The organism is Myroides sp. TSA_177.3 (assembly GCF_052691955.1).
The window spans coordinates 139,587-158,771 of record NZ_JBQZGD010000005.1; the positions used below are offsets into that span (position 1 = coordinate 139,587).

At 34.9% G+C, this 19,185-nt stretch carries 19 protein-coding genes; 11 read left to right on the forward strand and 8 right to left on the reverse strand.

The window, feature by feature from the left end:
* Positions 1 to 81: 81 nt before the first annotated feature.
* A complete protein-coding gene (locus ACUTSE_RS07230; RefSeq protein ID WP_445639717.1) occupies positions 82 to 1,497 on the reverse strand; it encodes an MATE family efflux transporter in 1,416 nt (471 codons plus the stop codon).
* 104 nt (positions 1,498 to 1,601) lie between these two features.
* Between ACUTSE_RS07230 and ACUTSE_RS07235 the strand changes: the two genes are divergently transcribed.
* Positions 1,602 to 2,303 carry a pseudouridine synthase gene (locus ACUTSE_RS07235; RefSeq protein ID WP_445639766.1) on the forward strand — a complete coding sequence of 234 codons (702 nt, stop codon included), beginning with the start codon at positions 1,602 to 1,604 and terminating at the stop codon, positions 2,301 to 2,303.
* A 51-nt stretch (positions 2,304 to 2,354) separates the two neighbouring features.
* Here ACUTSE_RS07235 and ACUTSE_RS07240 read toward each other — a convergent pair whose 3' ends face one another.
* The 3 genes from ACUTSE_RS07240 to ACUTSE_RS07250 form a co-directional block, all read right to left on the reverse strand.
* Entirely contained in the window at positions 2,355 to 3,227 is an 873-nt protein-coding gene (locus ACUTSE_RS07240) for a nucleoside phosphorylase (protein ID WP_445639718.1), read from the reverse strand.
* A gap of 13 nt (positions 3,228 to 3,240) precedes the next feature.
* On the reverse strand, positions 3,241 to 3,588 hold the full coding sequence (locus ACUTSE_RS07245) for a translation initiation factor (protein ID WP_002986695.1): 348 nt from the start codon (positions 3,586 to 3,588) through the stop codon (positions 3,241 to 3,243).
* A gap of 175 nt (positions 3,589 to 3,763) precedes the next feature.
* Positions 3,764 to 4,711, reverse strand: a complete 948-nt coding sequence (locus ACUTSE_RS07250; RefSeq protein WP_259189073.1) for an isopenicillin N synthase family dioxygenase — start codon at positions 4,709 to 4,711, stop codon at positions 3,764 to 3,766.
* 304 nt (positions 4,712 to 5,015) lie between these two features.
* Between ACUTSE_RS07250 and ACUTSE_RS07255 the strand changes: the two genes are divergently transcribed.
* Complete coding sequence (locus ACUTSE_RS07255; RefSeq protein WP_002986691.1) at positions 5,016 to 5,252, forward strand: hypothetical protein; 237 nt, start codon at positions 5,016 to 5,018, stop codon at positions 5,250 to 5,252.
* 458 nt (positions 5,253 to 5,710) lie between these two features.
* On the forward strand, positions 5,711 to 6,484 hold the full coding sequence (locus tag ACUTSE_RS07260; RefSeq protein WP_115091115.1) for a hypothetical protein: 774 nt from the start codon (positions 5,711 to 5,713) through the stop codon (positions 6,482 to 6,484).
* Positions 6,485 to 6,526: 42 nt separating this feature from the next.
* Here the strand turns inward: ACUTSE_RS07260 and ACUTSE_RS07265 are convergent, their stop codons facing one another.
* The gene (locus tag ACUTSE_RS07265; protein WP_002986686.1) at positions 6,527 to 7,513 is read right to left on the reverse strand and encodes a PhoH family protein; all 987 of its coding nucleotides are present in this window, start codon (positions 7,511 to 7,513) and stop codon (positions 6,527 to 6,529) included.
* A 96-nt stretch (positions 7,514 to 7,609) separates the two neighbouring features.
* Between ACUTSE_RS07265 and ACUTSE_RS07270 the strand changes: the two genes are divergently transcribed.
* The 6 genes from ACUTSE_RS07270 to rfbB all read left to right on the forward strand — a co-directional run bounded on the left by ACUTSE_RS07270 (position 7,610) and on the right by rfbB (position 13,508).
* A complete protein-coding gene (locus tag ACUTSE_RS07270) occupies positions 7,610 to 8,437 on the forward strand; it encodes an SAM hydrolase/SAM-dependent halogenase family protein (protein WP_002986684.1) in 828 nt (275 codons plus the stop codon).
* A 16-nt stretch (positions 8,438 to 8,453) separates the two neighbouring features.
* Entirely contained in the window at positions 8,454 to 8,750 is a 297-nt protein-coding gene (locus tag ACUTSE_RS07275; RefSeq protein WP_002986682.1) for a putative quinol monooxygenase, read from the forward strand.
* A gap of 13 nt (positions 8,751 to 8,763) precedes the next feature.
* Positions 8,764 to 9,483 (forward strand): gliding motility-associated ABC transporter permease subunit GldF, encoded by a 720-nt coding sequence (gldF, locus tag ACUTSE_RS07280; RefSeq protein WP_445639719.1) that lies wholly within the window; start codon positions 8,764 to 8,766, stop codon positions 9,481 to 9,483.
* Positions 9,483 to 11,171, forward strand: coding sequence for a gliding motility-associated ABC transporter substrate-binding protein GldG (gene gldG / locus ACUTSE_RS07285; RefSeq protein WP_445639720.1), 1,689 nt, complete (start codon positions 9,483 to 9,485; stop codon positions 11,169 to 11,171). The genes gldF and gldG overlap by 1 nt, the downstream gene beginning before the upstream one ends.
* A gap of 80 nt (positions 11,172 to 11,251) precedes the next feature.
* Positions 11,252 to 12,370: a DNA polymerase III subunit beta gene (gene dnaN / locus ACUTSE_RS07290; protein ID WP_002986677.1), complete on the forward strand. Its 1,119-nt coding sequence runs from the start codon at positions 11,252 to 11,254 to the stop codon at positions 12,368 to 12,370.
* A gap of 115 nt (positions 12,371 to 12,485) precedes the next feature.
* Entirely contained in the window at positions 12,486 to 13,508 is a 1,023-nt protein-coding gene (gene rfbB, locus ACUTSE_RS07295; RefSeq protein WP_445639721.1) for a dTDP-glucose 4,6-dehydratase, read from the forward strand.
* Between the two features lie 6 nt (positions 13,509 to 13,514).
* Here the strand turns inward: rfbB and rfbA are convergent, their stop codons facing one another.
* Positions 13,515 to 14,396: a glucose-1-phosphate thymidylyltransferase RfbA gene (gene rfbA / locus ACUTSE_RS07300; RefSeq protein ID WP_445639722.1), complete on the reverse strand. Its 882-nt coding sequence runs from the start codon at positions 14,394 to 14,396 to the stop codon at positions 13,515 to 13,517.
* A gap of 321 nt (positions 14,397 to 14,717) precedes the next feature.
* Between rfbA and ACUTSE_RS07305 the strand changes: the two genes are divergently transcribed.
* Positions 14,718 to 16,196: a hypothetical protein gene (locus tag ACUTSE_RS07305; RefSeq protein ID WP_445639723.1), complete on the forward strand. Its 1,479-nt coding sequence runs from the start codon at positions 14,718 to 14,720 to the stop codon at positions 16,194 to 16,196.
* Between the two features lie 14 nt (positions 16,197 to 16,210).
* Positions 16,211 to 17,185, forward strand: a complete 975-nt coding sequence (locus ACUTSE_RS07310; protein ID WP_445639724.1) for a DUF4421 family protein — start codon at positions 16,211 to 16,213, stop codon at positions 17,183 to 17,185.
* Here ACUTSE_RS07310 and ACUTSE_RS07315 read toward each other — a convergent pair whose 3' ends face one another.
* Positions 17,186 to 18,136: a metallophosphoesterase gene (locus tag ACUTSE_RS07315; protein WP_445639725.1), complete on the reverse strand. Its 951-nt coding sequence runs from the start codon at positions 18,134 to 18,136 to the stop codon at positions 17,186 to 17,188.
* A gap of 168 nt (positions 18,137 to 18,304) precedes the next feature.
* Entirely contained in the window at positions 18,305 to 19,138 is an 834-nt protein-coding gene (locus ACUTSE_RS07320) for an OmpA/MotB family protein (RefSeq protein WP_036462671.1), read from the reverse strand.
* Positions 19,139 to 19,185 lie beyond the last annotated feature (47 nt).

Here is a 19,185-nt window from a genome sequence, read left to right on the forward strand (position 1 = left end):
TCACTCATAACTTCTAACCCATAACCATAACGCCTAATCCATAACGCCTAATCCATAACTCCTAACCCTTTTCCATTCCCATTACACCTGTTTCAACTTCCATTTTCCTCTTCTAAAGGCAATGAATGCCAAAACTGCAATCAGTGTTTCTGCGGCAGGAATTGCGATAAATACGCCTTCTGAGCCCCAGTTGAAATAGTATACTAACGCATAGGCTAGGGGAATCTGGAACAACCAGAATCCGACAAAGTTTAAAATAGAAGGGGTTAAAGTATCTCCTGCTCCATTGAACGCATTCATTAACGTCATCCCTATTCCGTAAAAGATAAAGCCACTAGCACCGATATACATGGCTAAAATAGTAACGGATTTAATATCTTCTTGTGTGGTAAAAATAGAAGCTAGATAATCTGCCATAGTAAAGAAGATAACGGTCACAACTAACATATAAATAACGTTGTATTTTAATGTAGTCATGACAGATTGAGCTGCCCGTTGTGGATCTTTATTTCCCAAATGTTGCCCTACTAAAGTAGAAGCAGCATTGCTCAATCCCCAAGCTGGTAAAATAAAGAAAATCATCAAGCGCAAGCACGTTAAGAAACCAGAAGACCCAATTTCTCCACTACTTTGCGCAACAATACGCGCTAAAATCACCCAACTACATGTTGAAATCATATATTGAATCATACCTGGAATGGCAATCTTCAGAATGTGCCAAACCTTTTCTCCCTGCATTTTGAAATAGTGCCATTTGAGTTGAATCAAGGAATCTTTTCGCGTGAGATAGTAAATCTGATATAATACCCCTACACTGCGTCCAATAGCCGTTGAATAGGCAGCTCCATCTAATCCCATTTCTGGGAAAATCCACCAACCACGAACGAGTATGGGACAAAGTATAATATTGAATAAATTACCAAACCACAAACTTTTCATGGCAATCGCTGCATTTCCAGCTCCTCGAAAAATACCATTGATAAGAAAGAGCATCATAATCGATACACAACTCACAAGTAAAATACGCGTATAACCATAGCCATATTCTGCCGATTCTTCTGAAGCACCCATCCAAATCAACCAATCTTTGGCGAAAATAAAGCCCAAGACACTCAAAACGATAGTGATGATGGTGGCAATAGAAATCGCTTGAGCGGCATTAATAGAGGCTTGTTCTCTATCTTTTTCTCCAATACGACGAGCAATAATAGCAGTGGCTGCCATACTAATACCGATACAAATAGCATAGATAATCGACAGTAGCGATTCGGTAAGTCCTACAGTTTGAATAGCAAAAGCACTTTCTTTGAGATGCCCGACAAAATATAAATCCACTAAAGCGAAAACGGATTCCATCAGCATTTCAAACATCATGGGAATAGCCAAGAGCAGAACTGCCTTATTCGTTGGAATTTTCGTTAAATCGATTGTTTCATTAGAAAAAGATTGTTTAATAAGAGCAAAAACACCTTTTTTCTGAGCTATTTGAATTGTCATATACGATGCAAAAAAGTACGCAAATGTATTATTTTATTTAAAAATGGAGATTATAAATTATACCAATGGCTTTGGTAGTAATCAAGTTGAAGTATCTTTGCGGCATGTTAGAAATTTTGTATCAAGACGAATATATCGTAGCGATTAATAAACCTCGTGATTTATTAGTACACAAGTCTTTTATTGCAAGCGATATTCAAGAATATGCCATTCAAATTTTGCGAGATCAGATTGGGCAATATGTATATCCTGTGCACCGATTGGATCGCAAAACATCGGGGGTGTTGTTATTTGCTTTGAGAAAAGAGGTCTTAAAACAACTCAATGAAGTTTTTGCTACTCGACAAGTGGAGAAAAAATACATGGCTATAGTGAGAGGATATACAGCAGAGGAAGAGACCATTGATTATGCACTGACAAATGATAGTGGACAATTACAAGAGGCAAAGACGTACTATAAAACTTTACAACGAGTAGAAGCAGCGATTCCTTTTGGCAAGCATGCTACTTCGCGTTATTCGTTGGTAGAAGCCTATCCAGAAACGGGAAGACAACACCAATTGCGCAAACATTTTAAACATATTTTTCATCCAATTTTGGGGAGTAGACCCCACGGATGTAATAAGCAAAATAAATTGTGGTTGGATCAATTTGGTCTTACTGCTATGTTGCTGCATGCTGTTGAGTTAACTTTTGAGCATCCTGTGACAAAAGAGCAAATTCACCTCACAGCAACGATAGATGAACAGTACGAAAAGTATAACGCATTGTTAGGGTTTGACCTTCAAGCGTATTATAAAAAATAAAAAGCTCAGCTAAGGCTGAGCTTTTTTAGTATCAAGAAGCGATATATAGTATTAAATTTCGCTTAATTTATCTAAGGTGTAAAGAATCAATTGATCTACAGCTGCATATGGATCTTCTGAAAAAGTACCATTGGCTCTATTCGCGATAATGGTATTCAAGGAAACAGCGTGATGTCCTAGCAATTTAGCTAATCCATAGATAGCTGAAGTTTCCATTTCAAAATTAGTAATGCGGTAGTCGTTAAACTTAAAATTGTCAATTTTGTGATTCAATTCTGGATCTTGGATTTCTAAACGCAAGACACGACCTTGTGGACCGTAGAATCCTCCAGCAGTACCTGTAATTCCTTTAAAGGTTTGATCACTGCTCAATTTTTCTTCTAACCAAGGGCTATTTTGAATGAAATAAGGACGTCCTTTTCTCAAATCCCATTGGGTATGAGCAATAAATGCTTCTTCCATGGCATAATCCGTAATATCCTCTATAAGATACGAACGCATCATGTTGTCCAATCCTAAGCCATATTGAGATAAAACAAAACTATTAACAGGAATATCCGCTTGTAAAGATCCCGAAGTACCAATACGCACAATATTCACTGAGGTCAGTTCTTTTTTAATTTCTCTAGTTTCTAAATCAATATTGAATAAGGCATCAATTTCGTTTACGACAATATCAATGTTATCAGGGCCAATACCTGTTGAAATTACAGAAAAACGCTTGCCTTTATACGTACCTGTTTGCGTTTTGAATTCTCTTTTTTGTGTAGAAAATTCAATAGTATCAAAATGTCTCGAAATTCGATCTACTCGATTCTGATCACCTACGAAGATAATATTCTCTGCCAAGTGCTCAGGTCTTAAATTCAAGTGGTAAACACTACCATCAGGATTTAAAATAAGTTCAGATGATTTTATTTTCATATTATTCCTTTTTTTATCCGCCTACACGTTTCACTTTGTAGCCTTTTTTTTGTAAATACTCCATGATTTTATCACGAAAATTTCCCTGAATGATGATTTCACCATCCTTAGCACTTCCTCCAACGCCACAAAGTGTTTTTAAATCTTTGGCTAATGTTTTTAAATCATCTTCGTTCCCTTCAAAACCCTTGATGATTGTAGCCACTTTACCACCTCTGTTTTTCTTGTCCAAATGAGCTTCCAGTCGTTGTTCATTAGGAGATAATGTATCCATTACTTCTTCTTGACTGAATTCAAAGTCCTTATTTGTTGAAAAAACAAAACCACCTAAGTCTTCTAAACTACTGATTTTCTTTGCCATTATTTTAATTTGGATTTATAAATCTACTTGTATTGGTATTACTCAAAGATAGTAAAAAAAGGGAAAATGGGAGAGGAGAAAATGGAAATTGGAGATGGGAAAAAGGATGTTTATAAGGTTTATGATGTTTGTTGCTCATAACCCATACATACCCCCAAACCCATCTCCAATAAAACTATTTAATTAAACCTAACTCAACCAAGCGTTGGTGTAAAAATTCACCTGCTGTGATATCCTCAAATTTTTTAGGATTAGCTTCATCAATACAATTGTCTAAGCAATTGAGTGGCATTTCACTAATAGGGTGCATGAAGAAAGGAATCGAATAACGAGAAGTACTCCATAGTTCTCTCGGTGGATTAACCACTTGGTGAATAGTAGATTTCAATCGGTTGTTTGAATGTCTAGATAACATATCTCCAACATTGATTACTAATTCATCTTCTGCAGCGATAGCATCAATCCATTCGCCTTTGTGATTTTGTACTTGTAATCCTTTACCTTGTGCGCCCATAAGTAGAGTAATCAAATTGATATCTCCGTGAGCTGCTGCGCGAACTGCATTTTTAGGCTCATCCGTAATAGGTGGATAGTGGATAGGTCTTAAAATACTGTTTCCGTTTTTGACGAACTTATCGAAGTAAAATTCATCAAGTCCCAAGTAGATTGCTAATGCACGTAAAACGTAAACCCCTGTTTTTTCTAACATTTGATACGTTTCTTTTCCGATGGGATTGAATTGAGGTAATTCGTCAACAGTTACGTTGGCAGGATAACTTTTTTCTAATTCAGGGTTGTCTTCAACATACTGCCCAAAGTGAAAAAATTCTTTTAAATCTCCTTCTGATCTTCCTTTGGCATGTTCTTTTCCAAAAGATACATATCCTCTTTGGCCACCAATGCCAGGGATTTCGTATTTCTTTTTGGTCTCTAAAGGAAGGTTGAAAAAATTGCGAACTTCAGTGTACAGATTCTCAACTAATTGATCATCTAAGAAGTGTCCTTTTAATGCTACGAATCCAATTTCTTCGTAGGCTTGGCCGATTTCATTTACAAACTTTTGTTTACGTACCGGGTCATCCGATAGGAAATCACGTAAGTTAACACTAGGAATGTTTTGCATTTTCTAAGTTGTTATGTGCTCTTACTGTTTTTAGATGAAACAAAAGTAGGTAAAATAGCTTATACTATTAGAATATAACATTTATTTAATAGTGTAAAACAAATGGAATATAGACCAATGTATTCTTTTTAAGAATGCATTTTTGTTACTTATTAAATAATAATGCTGAAAAAAAATGAATTAAATTTCATAACAGTTATTTTATCTGTGTGTTTTTAGTTGACATTACATAAGATTTTTGATAATGAAATATGAATTGTCTGAAATTTTTTTTAAATTTCGATAGAATTAAAAAATAAGATATATGAAATTACCAATTGTATTAAAAGCAAATGAGTTCGTGGTATTGGTTACTGTAGATATAGATCCAAAGTATGAATTAAAAGAAATGGATCCATTTTATGCTAGTTTACCAAAAAGTTTTAAACCTATTTTTCAGAAAAAAGACAATTCAACAATACGCGTGTATTGTATAAGTAATAATGAAGAAGATTTGATGTTTTGTCTTCGCCAAACAGGATATAAAACGGCTTTATTGTAAAGATGGACTTATTTCACGACTTCAAAATTAGTGGTCTACGCATGTGAAACTGTTTCTCCCTTTGAGGTGTAAACAGTTTTTTTTTACCCCAAAATGAGGAGGTTAACCTCAAGTCTTCCTTTTTTTGTAGAGGTGAAAATCAAATTTGTAAGCAGAATGAAGGCAAATGTTTTTTTGTTTTTTGTTTTTATTAAGGGGTTTGAGGTTAAGAGGAGTTAAAATTGTTAATTGATCTCAATGTAAATATTTTATCTCAGTTTTTATCTATTTGTTAATTTATTGATTTTACTTCTGATATTTAGGTGATATTATTTTTTTGTTCCTAATTATTTATTTAATTTTATAATTGAAATTCTAAAATAATGAGTAATAAACGTTAAAGTATTACTAAATAAAAAAAGTTCGTTTTTTTTGGTATGTTGTTTGGGATTATCTTTGTAACGTAAAAGATTGAGAATATGATATTGGCTTTAACTGTTTCATTGTTTCCCTCTTGTGGAAGTGATAATTTAACTGAAAAGGGACAAAAAGAAAATGATACAAAACAACTGGACCTCTTGAAGAAAGAAGATTCAGAGGGCGTGTTTTTTAAAATATTAGCACAAGATTCTTTACAAACAATCACCATCAGTAAGAAAGGGATTGTTTATGCTAGTATGAAACCGAATGTAAAAATCGTTTTTCCTTATGAAGAACCCTTAATTGAAGGAGAGGGAAGAGTATACCGATCATCGACTGCAAATGAGAAAATCGAAATTGTCATTTACAAAGATGATAGCGCTCGTTCTTTTTTAGATGGAAGATTTGATCATTCAGTTGCTGTTAGCTTGAGCAAGAAAGATGGTATTGAAACAGATTTCGCATGCTTTGGACATTACTTGTACGATAAGAAATTATCTGGAAATTGGGTATTCAAAGCTTTTGAAAATAAAAGAATAGAAGAGTTGGGAATTAATCAAATTCCTTTAGTGTGTATTGATGTAAATACACGTAGCTTTTCTGGAAGTGGTGGAAATCACATGATTTATGGTGACCTCCGTTGTGAAGGAGAGAGCATCGCTTTTAAAATTGTATTGTCTCCGGACTATGTTTCTTTGAACGAAAGCAAAGAAAAAGAATTGTTAGAAATTCTTGAAGAATGCGATCGTTACGAGTTAGATGGAGATGATTTGAATTTGTTTATAGGGGAAGAATTAAAATTGCAATTTTTCAGAGATACCTATAACGTATAACATTGGGAGTAAATAATTGAATATTAAAAAAAGGTTGAAAACTTAATTGTTTTCAACCTTTTTTATATCATCTGGTTTGATAGTATCTCGTCTGTCTTCCACAATTTTGTAAGCATTTACAATGCGTTTTACTAATTTATGGCGTACAATATCTTTGTCATCCAAGTAAAGCATGCCAATTCCCTCAACATCTTTCAGAATTTCTATTGCTTCTTTTAATCCAGAAGAAACTTTGCGCGGTAAGTCAATCTGTCCTGGGTCTCCAGTAATGATGAACTTGGCGTTTTTTCCCATACGCGTCAAAAACATTTTCATCTGAGAATGCGTGGTATTTTGTGCCTCATCTAGAATAACAAAAGCATTATCTAAGGTACGACCTCGCATAAACGCTAAAGGTGCAATTTGAATCACGCCTTTGAATAAATAGTCTTCTAAGGTTTGTGGCGGAATCATATCTCGCAATGCATCGTACAACGGTTGCATGTACGGATCTAATTTTTCCTTCATATCCCCTGGTAAGAAACCTAAGTTTTCACCAGCTTCCACTGCAGGACGTGTTAGAATAATACGCTTAACCTCTTTGTTCTTTAAAGCGCGAACAGCCAAAGCAACACCCGTATAGGTTTTTCCAGTACCCGCAGGGCCTATGGCAAAAACCATGTCGTTTTTCTCTACAAATTTGACTAACTTATGCTGATTCTCCGTCATAGCCTTGATTAGCTTCCCTCCAACACCATGCACCAAGACATCGTCTAAAGCTGTGGTTTGTTGGATGTCACTATCCAATACAATGCGCTCAATCGCATTTTCATCAATCTTATTATATCGAGTGAAGTATTTGACCAAACGGACAAATTTTCGTTCAAATTCATCTAAAACTTCTTCCTCTCCATATATTTTTAATAGAGATCCTCTTGCGATTATTTTAACACGAGGGTAAAGCTTTTTTAAAACGTCTAAGTGGATGTCTTGAGGTCCCCAAAACTCTTTAGGGCTAATTTCCGATAGTTCTATTATTCTTTCGTTCAATACTAATACGAATTAATTAAAAAAATAGTCTAATTTTGTATTTCAAATCTACTATAAAAAATTGATTTTTCTTATAAAAATAGAGACTAAAAAATAATGCAGAGAATAATTACATTAACAACTGATTTTGGATATACGGATTATTATGTAGGCGTTTTAAAGGGGAAGATATATTCTAATATTCAAAATTGTAATGTAGTTGATATTTCTCATGGAGTGAGAAACTATCGAGTGGCAGATGCTGGTTTTGTGCTTTCTATGGCGTATAGCCATTTTCCAAAAGGAACCATTCATATTCTATCTGTAGCCTCTGCTATCTTGCCTTTTTCGGCTGCTATATGCGTGAAATATCAAGACCATTACTTTATCGGAACGGATAATGGGGCAATTGCAGTTGCACTCGGCACGCATGAGTTTGAAGAAGCGGTTGCGATTAATCACGTGGAAGGCATGAGTACAAATGACGTATTCGTGTACTGTGCGTATCAACTGTGTGAAGGAAAAGAGTTACAAGCAATCGGACAACCGATTGATTCTTTGTATAAGATGAACTTATTGCTTGAAAATCTTACCGTTAAACCGAATCTCATTATTGGAACATACGTGTATGAAGATAAATTCGGAAATCTAGTGACGAATATTTCGAGAGAATTGTTTGAACAAGTGGGAAGGGGAAGAAACTTTGGTATTCGAATAAAAAATCGTACAATTACAAAAATAAATGAATACTACGCTGATTTCAATGTCAATGATCCAAGTGAATTGCTGAATAAAGCTGGAGAATTACTCGCTTTATTTAATGAAGTTGGACAATTGGTAGTGGCGATTATGTATTCAACAACAAATGAACCTGGTGGTTCTATCCGAACGTTACTAGGCGTGCATTTAGAAGATCAGTTGTTTATAGAATTTAGTGAAGAGTAATCTAAAGTAAAAAAATATGTTTGTACGTATCGTAAAACTTACCTTACAAGAGGATAAAATAGATGATTTTTTAAATCATTTTGAAAAATACAAAGACCAAATTCGCAACTTTCCAGGTTGTCAATTTCTAGAAGTATACAGAGATAAACATCAACCGAATATCTTTTTTACTTACAGCTATTGGACTGAAGAATCAGATTTAGATACGTATAAAAAATCAACGTTATTTGGAGAAGTTTGGCCTTATTTCAAGAAACTATTCAAAGAAAAAGCTGAAGCGTGGAGTGTGGATAAATACGCTACGTTAAAATAAACGCATTTACTATATGAAAGCACTGTGTTTGCGCGAAATTAAATCCTTTTTTGGATCGCCAATCGGTTATTTAGTAATCATTGTCTTTTTGATTGTCAATGGAATCTTCCTTTGGGTCTTGGATGGAGATTATAATATCCCCCAAAGTGGATTTGCCGATTTATCTCCTTTTTTCTTTTTGTCTCCTTGGGTATTTTTATTTTTAATTCCCGCGGTGACCATGCGAAGTTTTTCAGAAGAAATTAAACAAGGAACCATAGAATTGCTTTTAACCAAACCGTTGTCTCCGTGGCAAATTGTGTTGGGTAAATTTTTTGGAGTACTCACGCTTGTGCTCTTAGCTATCCTGCCTACTTTGGTGTATGTTTGGGTGTTGCAAGAGTATCTTTTAGCAGGACAAACCTTTGATTTAGGAAGTGTGATTGGTTCGTATTTAGGACTTCTATTTTTAGGGGCAGCCTATGTAGCCATGGGGCTTTTTGCTTCTTCCTTGACAAGTAATCAGGTGGTCTCTTTTATCTTAGCCGTCCTGTTTTGTCTGTTGGCTTCTTATGGATTAACTCTATTGGATAGTGTACAAGCCTTACACGGTATTGGCAAGTTGGGAATACATGCTCACTTTAGCAGTATTTCTAGGGGAGTAATTGATACAAGAGATTTACTTTACTTTATCTCCTTTTCTGCTTTATTTTTGAGTTTGACTGTATTCCGAATTAATCAATTGCGCAAATAATGAAAAGAGAGACAAAGAAAAATATTGTTCAGCTTGGTAGTTTTATTGCCGGAATTGTACTGTTAAACGGTATTGGATCAGTTGTACATCATCGTTTCGACTTGACACAAGACAAGCGTTATACGCTTTCTTCAATTACGAATGAAATTATCGATCAGGTAGAAGAACCTATTTTAATTGAGGTGCTGTTAGAAGGTCAATTTTCTCAAGAGTTCGTCAAACTACAAGGAGAAACACGTCAATTGCTAGAAGAGTTTAGTGCTGAAAATTCAAATATTTTATTCCGTTTTGTCAATCCTTTAGAAGAAGGGGGCGGAACAGAAGATCAAATTGTAAGTAACCTGTATGGGCTAGGGGCTAAGCCCGTTACCTTAACGGTTAATGATAAAGGGATTCAATCTCAATCTTTAGTATTTCCTTGGGCTTTTGTTAGCAAAGGGGAACAAATGGTAAAAGTTCAATTGTTGAAAAATATGATTGGAGCGAATACCGAAGAGAAAGTATTGACTTCTATTCAACATTTAGAATATGCTTTTACGGAAGCTATTGCAAAGATTAATACGCCTAAATCGAAAAAGATTGCGATTCTAAAGGGCAATGGCCAATTAGAGGACCAATATATCGCAGATTTTTTAATTTCGGCTAAAGAGAACTATCACATTGCGCCTTTTACGTTAGATTCAGTTGCTAAAACACCAGAAAAAACCTTAGCACAGCTGAAGGAATTTGATTTGGCTATTGTGGCTAAACCAACGCGAGAATTTGATGAAAAACAGATAGAGGTTTTGGATCAATTCATCATGAATGGTGGAAAAACCTTGTGGTTGTTAGATCAAGTACAAGCAGATTTTGACAGTTTACGCGCCAAAGGAACCATGTTGGCTTATCCAAAGGATCAGTCTTTGGGAGAAATGCTATTCAAATACGGCGTGCGTATTAATCCACTTTTGGTAAAAGATGAGGTGGCAACTCCAATAAAATTAGCATTGGGACGTCAAGGAAGTGAAACACAATACGGGGAGTTTATTTGGAAATTCGCTCCTTTTGTTTACCCTGAATCAAATCATCCTATAGTGAAGAATATTGAAGGGGTTCGCATGGATTTTGCTTCGCCAATTGACACGTTGAAAAACGGCATTCGTAAAACTGTGCTTTTACAATCGTCTCAATATTCCTTGACTGTTGGTACTCCAGCGGAGATTACCTTGGATATGCTCAATGAAGAAACGACTCCTGAATTGTATGAAGGAAAGGGGAATTATGTGTTGGGGGTGCTGTTAGAAGGGCAATTCAAGTCTGTTTTTGAAAATAGAGTACTGCCATTTGCTTTACCAAATGCGAAAAAACAAAGTGAAGAAACGAAAATGATCGTGATAAGTGATGGGGATATCATCAAAAATCAATTGGATCAAGACTATCAACCGATGGAATTGGGCTATGATAAATGGACCAATAAACTATACGGAAATAAAGAATTTTTGTTCAATGCGGTGAACTATTTATTGGACGATTCTGGACTGATTAACCTTCGTACTAAGGAAGTTAAAATTCCAGTTTTAGATAAGATGAAGGTTTTTGAAAAGCATACAACCATCCAAATTATTGTGTTAGTTGTTCCGATTGTCGTTCTGTTGGTGATTGGATTTTTGTTTTCTTTCTTTAAAAGAAAGGCTTTTGTTAAAAAGTAGTGCAAATTCTACTTTTATTATTGAAGTTAATCGAATATATTTGTAGGTGTAAAGCCTTTTACGTATAAAAATATTTTAATATGAAATTTATAGTATCGAGTTCCTATTTGTTGAAGCAATTACAGGTATTAGGAAGTGTTATTAGTAGTAGTAATACCTTACATATATTAGACAATTTCTTGTTTGAATTGGATAATAATATCTTGAGAGTTTCAGCGTCTGACTTGGAAACAACAATGTCTGCTAGTCTAGAGATAGAATCAACTAGTCAAGGAAGTATTGCTGTTCCTGCTAAGTTATTGTTGGAAACATTGAAGACATTTCCTGAGCAACCATTGACTTTCTCAGTAAAGGAAAACAATACGATTGAAATTAGTTCAGATGTTGGAAAATACGTTTTAGCTTATTCTGCAGGAGATGAATTCCCTAAAGCAGAGAGCTTAGAAGATCCATCAAGAACAGAAGTGTCAGCTGGTGTTTTAGCAACAGCAATTAGCAAAACAATTTTCGCAGCAGGTAACGACGATTTAAGACCAGTAATGTCAGGGGTATTTTTTCAATTTGCACCGACAGGATTAATTTTCGTTGCTACGGATGCACATAAGTTAGTTAAATATTCTCGTACAGATATCACTTCACCAAGTGAAGCTAGTTTTATCATGCCAAAGAAACCATTGAATATTTTAAAGAATATTTTAATGGCGTCTGGAGCGGATGTAGTAATTGAATTTAATGATTCGAATGCAAAATTCACGTTTGATAACTACGCATTAACGTGTCGTTTAATCGATGGGAAATATCCAAATTACGAAGCGGTAATTCCAAAGGAAAACCCGAATAAATTATTATTGAACAGAGTTCAATTCTTGAATTCAGTTCGTCGTGTGGCTATTTATGCAAATAAAACTACACACCAAATCAGATTGCGTATTGCAGGTACAGAGTTGAATATCTCAGCAGAAGATATCGATTACTCAAACAAAGCAGATGAGCGTTTAACTTGTGATTATCAAGGAGACGATATGCAAATCGGATTTAATTCAAGATTCTTATTGGAGATGTTAAACAACCTTCAATCGGATGAGATTCAATTAGAAATGTCATTGCCAAACAGAGCAGGTATCTTAACACCAGTAGATGGTCTAGAAGATGGAGAAGCAGTAACTATGCTTGTAATGCCTGTTATGTTAAATAACTAATACAAAAAGGTCTATAAGTATATAGGCCTTTTTTGATTAAATTAAGCTACGCATATCGAGGTATGCGTAGCTTTTTTATAACTATATTTGTTTGTTATTGATAATAGACAAGCAAATGAAATCTTCAAAATGCATTTTAATTACGGGAGGCGCTGGCTTTATAGGAAGTCATGTTGTACGCAAATTTGTAACAGCTTATCCCGATGATATAATTGTCAATTTAGATGCACTAACGTATGCTGGAAACCTAGCTAATATTCAAGATATAGCGGAATATTCCAATTATCAATTTGTACAAGGGGATATTCGCGATGAATATTTCATCCAGCAATTATTTGAAACCTATCAATTTACCCATGTTGTTCATTTAGCTGCAGAATCTCATGTTGATCGTTCTATTGCCGATCCGTTGGCGTTTGTAACGACAAATGTAATGGGAACAGTTGTGCTACTGAATGCTTTTCGCCAATTATGGGAAAACAATTGGGAAGGAAAAGTATTTTACCACATTAGTACGGATGAGGTTTATGGAACTTTGGGGAGTGAAGGTTTGTTTACAGAAACAACGGCCTATTCGCCTAATTCGCCTTATTCTGCTTCTAAGGCTAGTTCTGATCACTTTGTTCGCGCATATGGAGAAACCTATCAAATGCCTTATTTGATTAGCAATTGCTCTAATAATTACGGACCTAATCAATATCCAGAAAAATTAATTCCTTTAACGATTCAACATATCTTACAGCAAAAGCCAATTCCTGTTTATGGAACAGGAGAAAATATCCGCGATTGGCTGTATGTTGAAGATCATGCGGAGGCGATTCGCTTCATTTTAGATCATGGAATACCTGGTGAAACGTATAATGTAGGAGGTTTTAATGAAGTAAAAAACATTGAACTTGTACATCTTTTATGCGAAATATTAGATGAAGAGTTACAACAAGAACAAGGAACGAGTCAACAATTGATTCGCTTTGTAGAAGATCGAAAAGGACATGATTTCCGATATGCAATTGATGCTACAAAATTACAAGCCCTAGGTTGGATGCCTGCTGAAAAAGTACAAGAAGGCATGCGAAAAACCGTAGCTTGGTATTTAGCTAATCAGGATTGGATTACTGCCATTGAGCAAAAAAAGTAAGCGGTTTTACTTTTGCATGAAGCGAATATTATCTCGAATATAGTCGTAATATTCTCCTTTATAAGGAGCTATATGTTGCGCTAAGGCATCGATGGAAATCCATTTTTTGTATAAGGCAATTTCCTCTAAACAAGCAATTTTAAGTCCCGTTCTCTTTTCTACTGTTTTTACAAATTCAGTAGCCTCGACTAAGGATTCGTGTGTTCCTGTATCAAGCCAAGCAAAACCGCGTCCTAAGGGCTGTACTAATAAATTGTCCTGTTGCAAGTACAGATTATTCAAACTTGTTATTTCTAGTTCACCGCGAGCAGAAGGTTGTAGCGTTTTGGCGTGATTTACGGCACTGTTTGGGTAGAAGTATAAGCCAACTACAGCAAAGTTAGATTTGGGATCGGTTGGTTTTTCTTCAATTGAAATAGCCTTGTGTTGTGCATCAAACTCAACAACACCATAGCGTTGTGGATCTTTAACCGTATAGCCAAAGACAACCGCTTTTTCTTCTTCTTCTACTGCAAGGATAGCTTGTTGTAATTTATTTTTTAAATCATTGCCATAGAAAATATTATCCCCTAAAATTAGACAAACAGGATCGGTTCCAATAAAGTCTTCTGCAATAAGTAAAGCCTGAGCAATTCCTTCTGGTTGGGGTTGTACAGCATAGGACAATTGAATTCCCAATTGTGCACCTGTTCCCAGTAAAGATTCAAATAAAGGCAAATCTCGAGGTGTCGAGATAATTAAGATATCGCGAATACCCGCCAACATGAGCGTTGATAAAGGGTAGTAAATCATTGGCTTATCGTAAACGGGTAAAAGTTGTTTCGATATAGATAAGGTAAGAGGATGTAATCGTGTTCCTGAACCACCTGCCAATATAATTCCCTTCATAGTATTGCTTTTTTTAAATCTAGGTAAAGTGATTACCAATGAGAGTTGAAAGATAAGTAAAGATTTTTGTTTGGGGTAAATTTGAATCAAAAACTTTACATATAATTAGTAGAGTCAGCCGTAGGAAATTGGATTAGCATAGCGAAGCATTGCGCTATACGGCAAGAAAGGGGGGAGGTAAACTTTGAAATTGGTAAAGGTATAAATATGTGGTTTTTATAATTAAATTTGTATCAATCTGCGCTGTGAAGGAGTTAGTAGGACAATCTTCAAGTGTTACACAAGGCAGGTAGGGGTAAAGTAATTTTAAATACAATTAAAATGCTAGATATCAAGGTTAGGTCGCATGATGCGTATACTTTAGAAATGAAAGTTGGTTTTATAAAGGGTGAAAATCAGCATAAAAGCGATTTTACAATTAATACTTGGATTTTCGTTCCCAATACGTTAGATCTGAATAAGACGACCTATTCTAAAGATCAGTTTTACTCAGATGTAAAGTCTAAAATACGCTTCATTACACCAGTGTATAAGCTCGCTGCTATTGTGGATGAAGGAGCGATTCCTTATAATAACTTAAGTGCAGCTACTCAGGATTTGTTGAGAGAAGAAACTGCAATTCATGTATATGAAATAGAATTCCAACTGAAGATGTTCATGGCTATTTTTAGAAGTGCCTTGCGCAATGCAGTTACTGATTTTAAACAGGCGACAGAAGATCAACATGTAGATTTAATTCAAGCATATGTCAATTCAAGTATCTCCATCCGCGATAAGTATAGAGCATTAAAAGAAGAATTACACCAAAATGAAGCGGTAACAGGAAAGGAATATCTAAACTATTTCAGTTTTGCAGATGAGTATTTATCCTATACCTTATTGCGTTATAGCTTTTTATTGTTAGATCGATTGATGCTCGTATCAGATGAACGTTTTCAATTGCTACAGCATCAAGTAAAACAGTTGATTTTATCGGAACAGGCCTATATGAAGAACATGGGGTATAGTTTCATTAAAGCCAATGAAAAGGCAACCAATCAAGCGGTTATTTATCGCTATGCCATGTTGAATAAATACGTAGAGTCCGATTTGATTTTAGAATCAAATAAGAAAAAAGATAGCGATGGCGTTTTTGTACAGCAGGTATATTATAGCATTGCTGCAGGAATATCTATGGTTTTTGCAACGATTGTCGCATTTTCTTTTCAGCAAAAATACGGCAACTTTACGATGCCTTTATTTGTTGCTTTGGTTGTAGGTTATATGCTGAAAGATCGAATCAAAGATCTGATGCGTTTCTATTTTGCAGGTAAGTTAGGAGGAAAGTACTTTGACAATAAAACGTCTATTAGTATTAAGGGAAAACAAATAGGATGGATTAAAGAAGCAGTTGATTTTATCACGGATGAAAAAGTTCCTTCTGAAATCCTCAATATCCGAAATCGCTCAGTGCTATTAGAGGTTGAAAATAGAATTCACAATGAAAAAATATTGTTATATCGCAAGAAAGTCTCTTTGGACCGAGGAGAAATGATGAAAAATAGCACCTATTTTTTCAAAGGGGTTCACGATATTTTTCGATTTAACCTCACGCGTTTATTGCAACGTATGGATAATCCCAAAGTTTCGGTGTTGAGTTTAGATGAACAAAATGAACAAGTTATCGGGTTTTATGCAGATAAAGTTTATTATATTAATTTTATCTCCCAGATTGAATATGAAGATCATACAGAATATAAACGCTATCGCATTATTTGTCAGCGTGATGGTATTCAGAAAATAGAAGAATTATTCACTTAATAAACCACTTTAGATTGGAGAGGAAAAGGAACATACTTGTTGTAAGCATCAGCTTGCTTTGTTGGACTTGTAGTTTGGCTCAAGTGGATACGTTGTATATTGGCAAATATAAGCATACCTATGGAGCATCGACCAGTTTGACCCAAGAGTATTTGTCTCTCAATTATGAAGAAGACAAAAAGGAGTTTACGTTTGAACCCAATCGACCTTTAAACATTGGATTAGCTTTTTCCTGGAAAAACTCTTCCTTGAGTTATCGCCATGGTTTTTCTGGAATGCGCGATAAAGAGAAAGGTAAAAGTAGTACGGTTGATTTGCAATATCATTTGGTTGGCAAGAAGTTTTTGGTTGATTTCTATTTTCAACAATATAAAGGGTTTTATCGCTATGATGGGGATAGTAAAACGTACCTCAGTTTTAATGATTTGAGAATTAATATGTATGGAGGTCGATTTACCTATGTATTTAATTCCGATAAGTTTTCAATCGGTGCGGCGAACAATAAAAATAGCATACAGAAAAAATCAGCTGGAGCCTTGTTGATTGGCGGAACTAGTTTTTTGACTGTTATTAAAAATACACCTGAATTATCTGAAGGTATACAAGGAAATGATAGGCGTAGTTTTAGTTTTGGTCCGACTGTTGGCTATGCTTACAATTGGGTACTCTGGAAGAAGTTTTTAGTTTCACCATCTTTCAGTGTAGGGATTAATGGCATCTTTGACGAAAATCTCCAAACCAGAAATACGGTATTTTATGTCAATGGGCAAATAGCGAGTACACTCAATCTTGCCTATCAAGGAGAAGAATGGGGAGTTGGAATACGCTCGTCATTAAGTGCAATGTACTTTGATAAAGTAGAAGGCTATACGACTCAGTTATCCAATAAGAGTTTCTCTTTGTTTTTGACGAAGCGATTTTCAATGAAAAAGGATCCAAAAATCTTACAATATGACTTGATTGATTTGTTGAATCCTTCTACGTATTAGTTATTCCTTAATGAAGTTAATGGCATTAGAGTTTAGTTCTTGTTCACCAGTGTAGCGATAACAAACCAAATGTCCATTTTTAGCGACACTATAATCCAAGCAACAGGTATTTGGAGTTAAGATTACTGGAGTTCGATTTGCATTGACTTTCATCCAATAGTGTCCAAAGAATACTGGTTTTGCTTCTTTGGTATAGAAATTCACTTCTTGAATATCTACAGCCTCATCGGTGTGGTGTTTAATCACTGAGGCACTTACTGTACTTAAGGTATGTGGTTTTTGAGGCTCTTCCCACCATTTTACTCGGAAGGAATGGCGAATGATTCCATCTTTATCAATAAAAGATTGATTGTTGGGTAAGTTTATCTCTTTTCCTTTCAATACAATTTCTACAGCATGATATAAAGGAGTATCTGCTGTATTGGCTTCTTCGAGAAGATCCGTTGTTAAGCAGTTATCCATGAGACGCGTTTTAAGATAAGCTACGCTCTCTTCATCCCAACAAGCGTGAATTGCACGAAAGGAATCATTTTCATAAAATAGAGGTAGGGTTTTAAACCATTCAATATACATTTTATACAAGTTGGGTTTTTGCATAAAAGCTGCCATGGTAATGGCGTGTTGATTGAAGTTTTTCTTACTGTGTTCTCGTAAATAAGTTCCATCAACAGTTAGTGTATTATAGCAGATGGCATTGTATTCGTGGTTTCCCATTAAAGCAATGGCTTCTCCATTATCTACCATGTTTTTGACAATTTCTAGTACTTCAACAACATTTACACCTCGGTCAATATAATCGCCCAAAAAGAGTACTTTTCTTTCCGGATGCTGGTAGTAGTTCCCTTTTAACTTGTAGCCTAAGGCACCTAATAAATTTTTTAAGTCATTGCTGTGACCATGTATATCACTAATAATGTCAAAATTGTTAAAGTTTTTTTGAATTCGATTCATAGTTTAGGTATGTATGAAAAAAATGGTTAGTAGTCGGTTTAAATAAAAGAATAAAATACTAATATTCTTAGAAAGAAACAAATAAATAATTCTTTAATTTTAGAAGAATAAGAAATAAAAAAAAGCCACTTGTACTACAAGTGGCTTTTATTACTATTCAGAAAATGATTATTTCTTCATTTCTTTCATTTCTTTTTCGATCATATCATAGAATTGATCGATTTTTGGCATCAAGATGATTCTAGTTCTTCTGTTTCTTGCTTTGTTTTCAGCAGAATCATTATCAACTAAAGGCACATATTCTCCACGTCCTGAAGCTACTAATTGTTTAGGATCTAAACCTAAATCTTTTTGTAACACTCTAACGATAGAAGTTGCTCTTTTCACACTTAAGTCCCAGTTATCTTCAAACATTGTGTTTTTGATAGGCACGTTATCTGTGTGTCCTTCAACCATCAATTCAAAATCAGGTTTGCTTTTTGCAATCTTAGCTACTTTTGCTAATACAGCTTTCGCTTTATCATTTACTTGGTAACTAGCAGATTTGAATAACAATTTGTCAGCAATTGAAATGTATACAACTCCTTTTTCTACGTTAACTTCAATATCTGGATCGTCAAACCCAACTTCTTTTTTCACGCTCTTTACTAAAGCTAAAGTCACAGAGTCTTTCTTCGTAAGTGCGTCTTGTAATCTTGTAATTTTTAAATCTTTTTCTTTTAAACTTTCTAAAGATTTTTCTAAGTTGTCAGCCCCTTTTGAAGATAACATAGTTAAGTTACCTACGTTGCTAATCAAATCAGATGTGTTTTTCTTTAAATCGTGTACTTGATCTGATAAAACTTTTTTCTCAGCAAGTGCAGAGTTCAACTCGATAGTACAAGTGTTTAATAAATCTTGTACTGCTTTGTTTTTTGCTTCTAAATCAGCAATTTTTTGTTTTGTACCACAAGACGTAAGTGCAAGAGCCAAAACTGATAAACCTAAAACTACTTTTTTCATAAATAAAAAAATGATTGAATTTTGAGTCAAATATACCAAAAGCATTG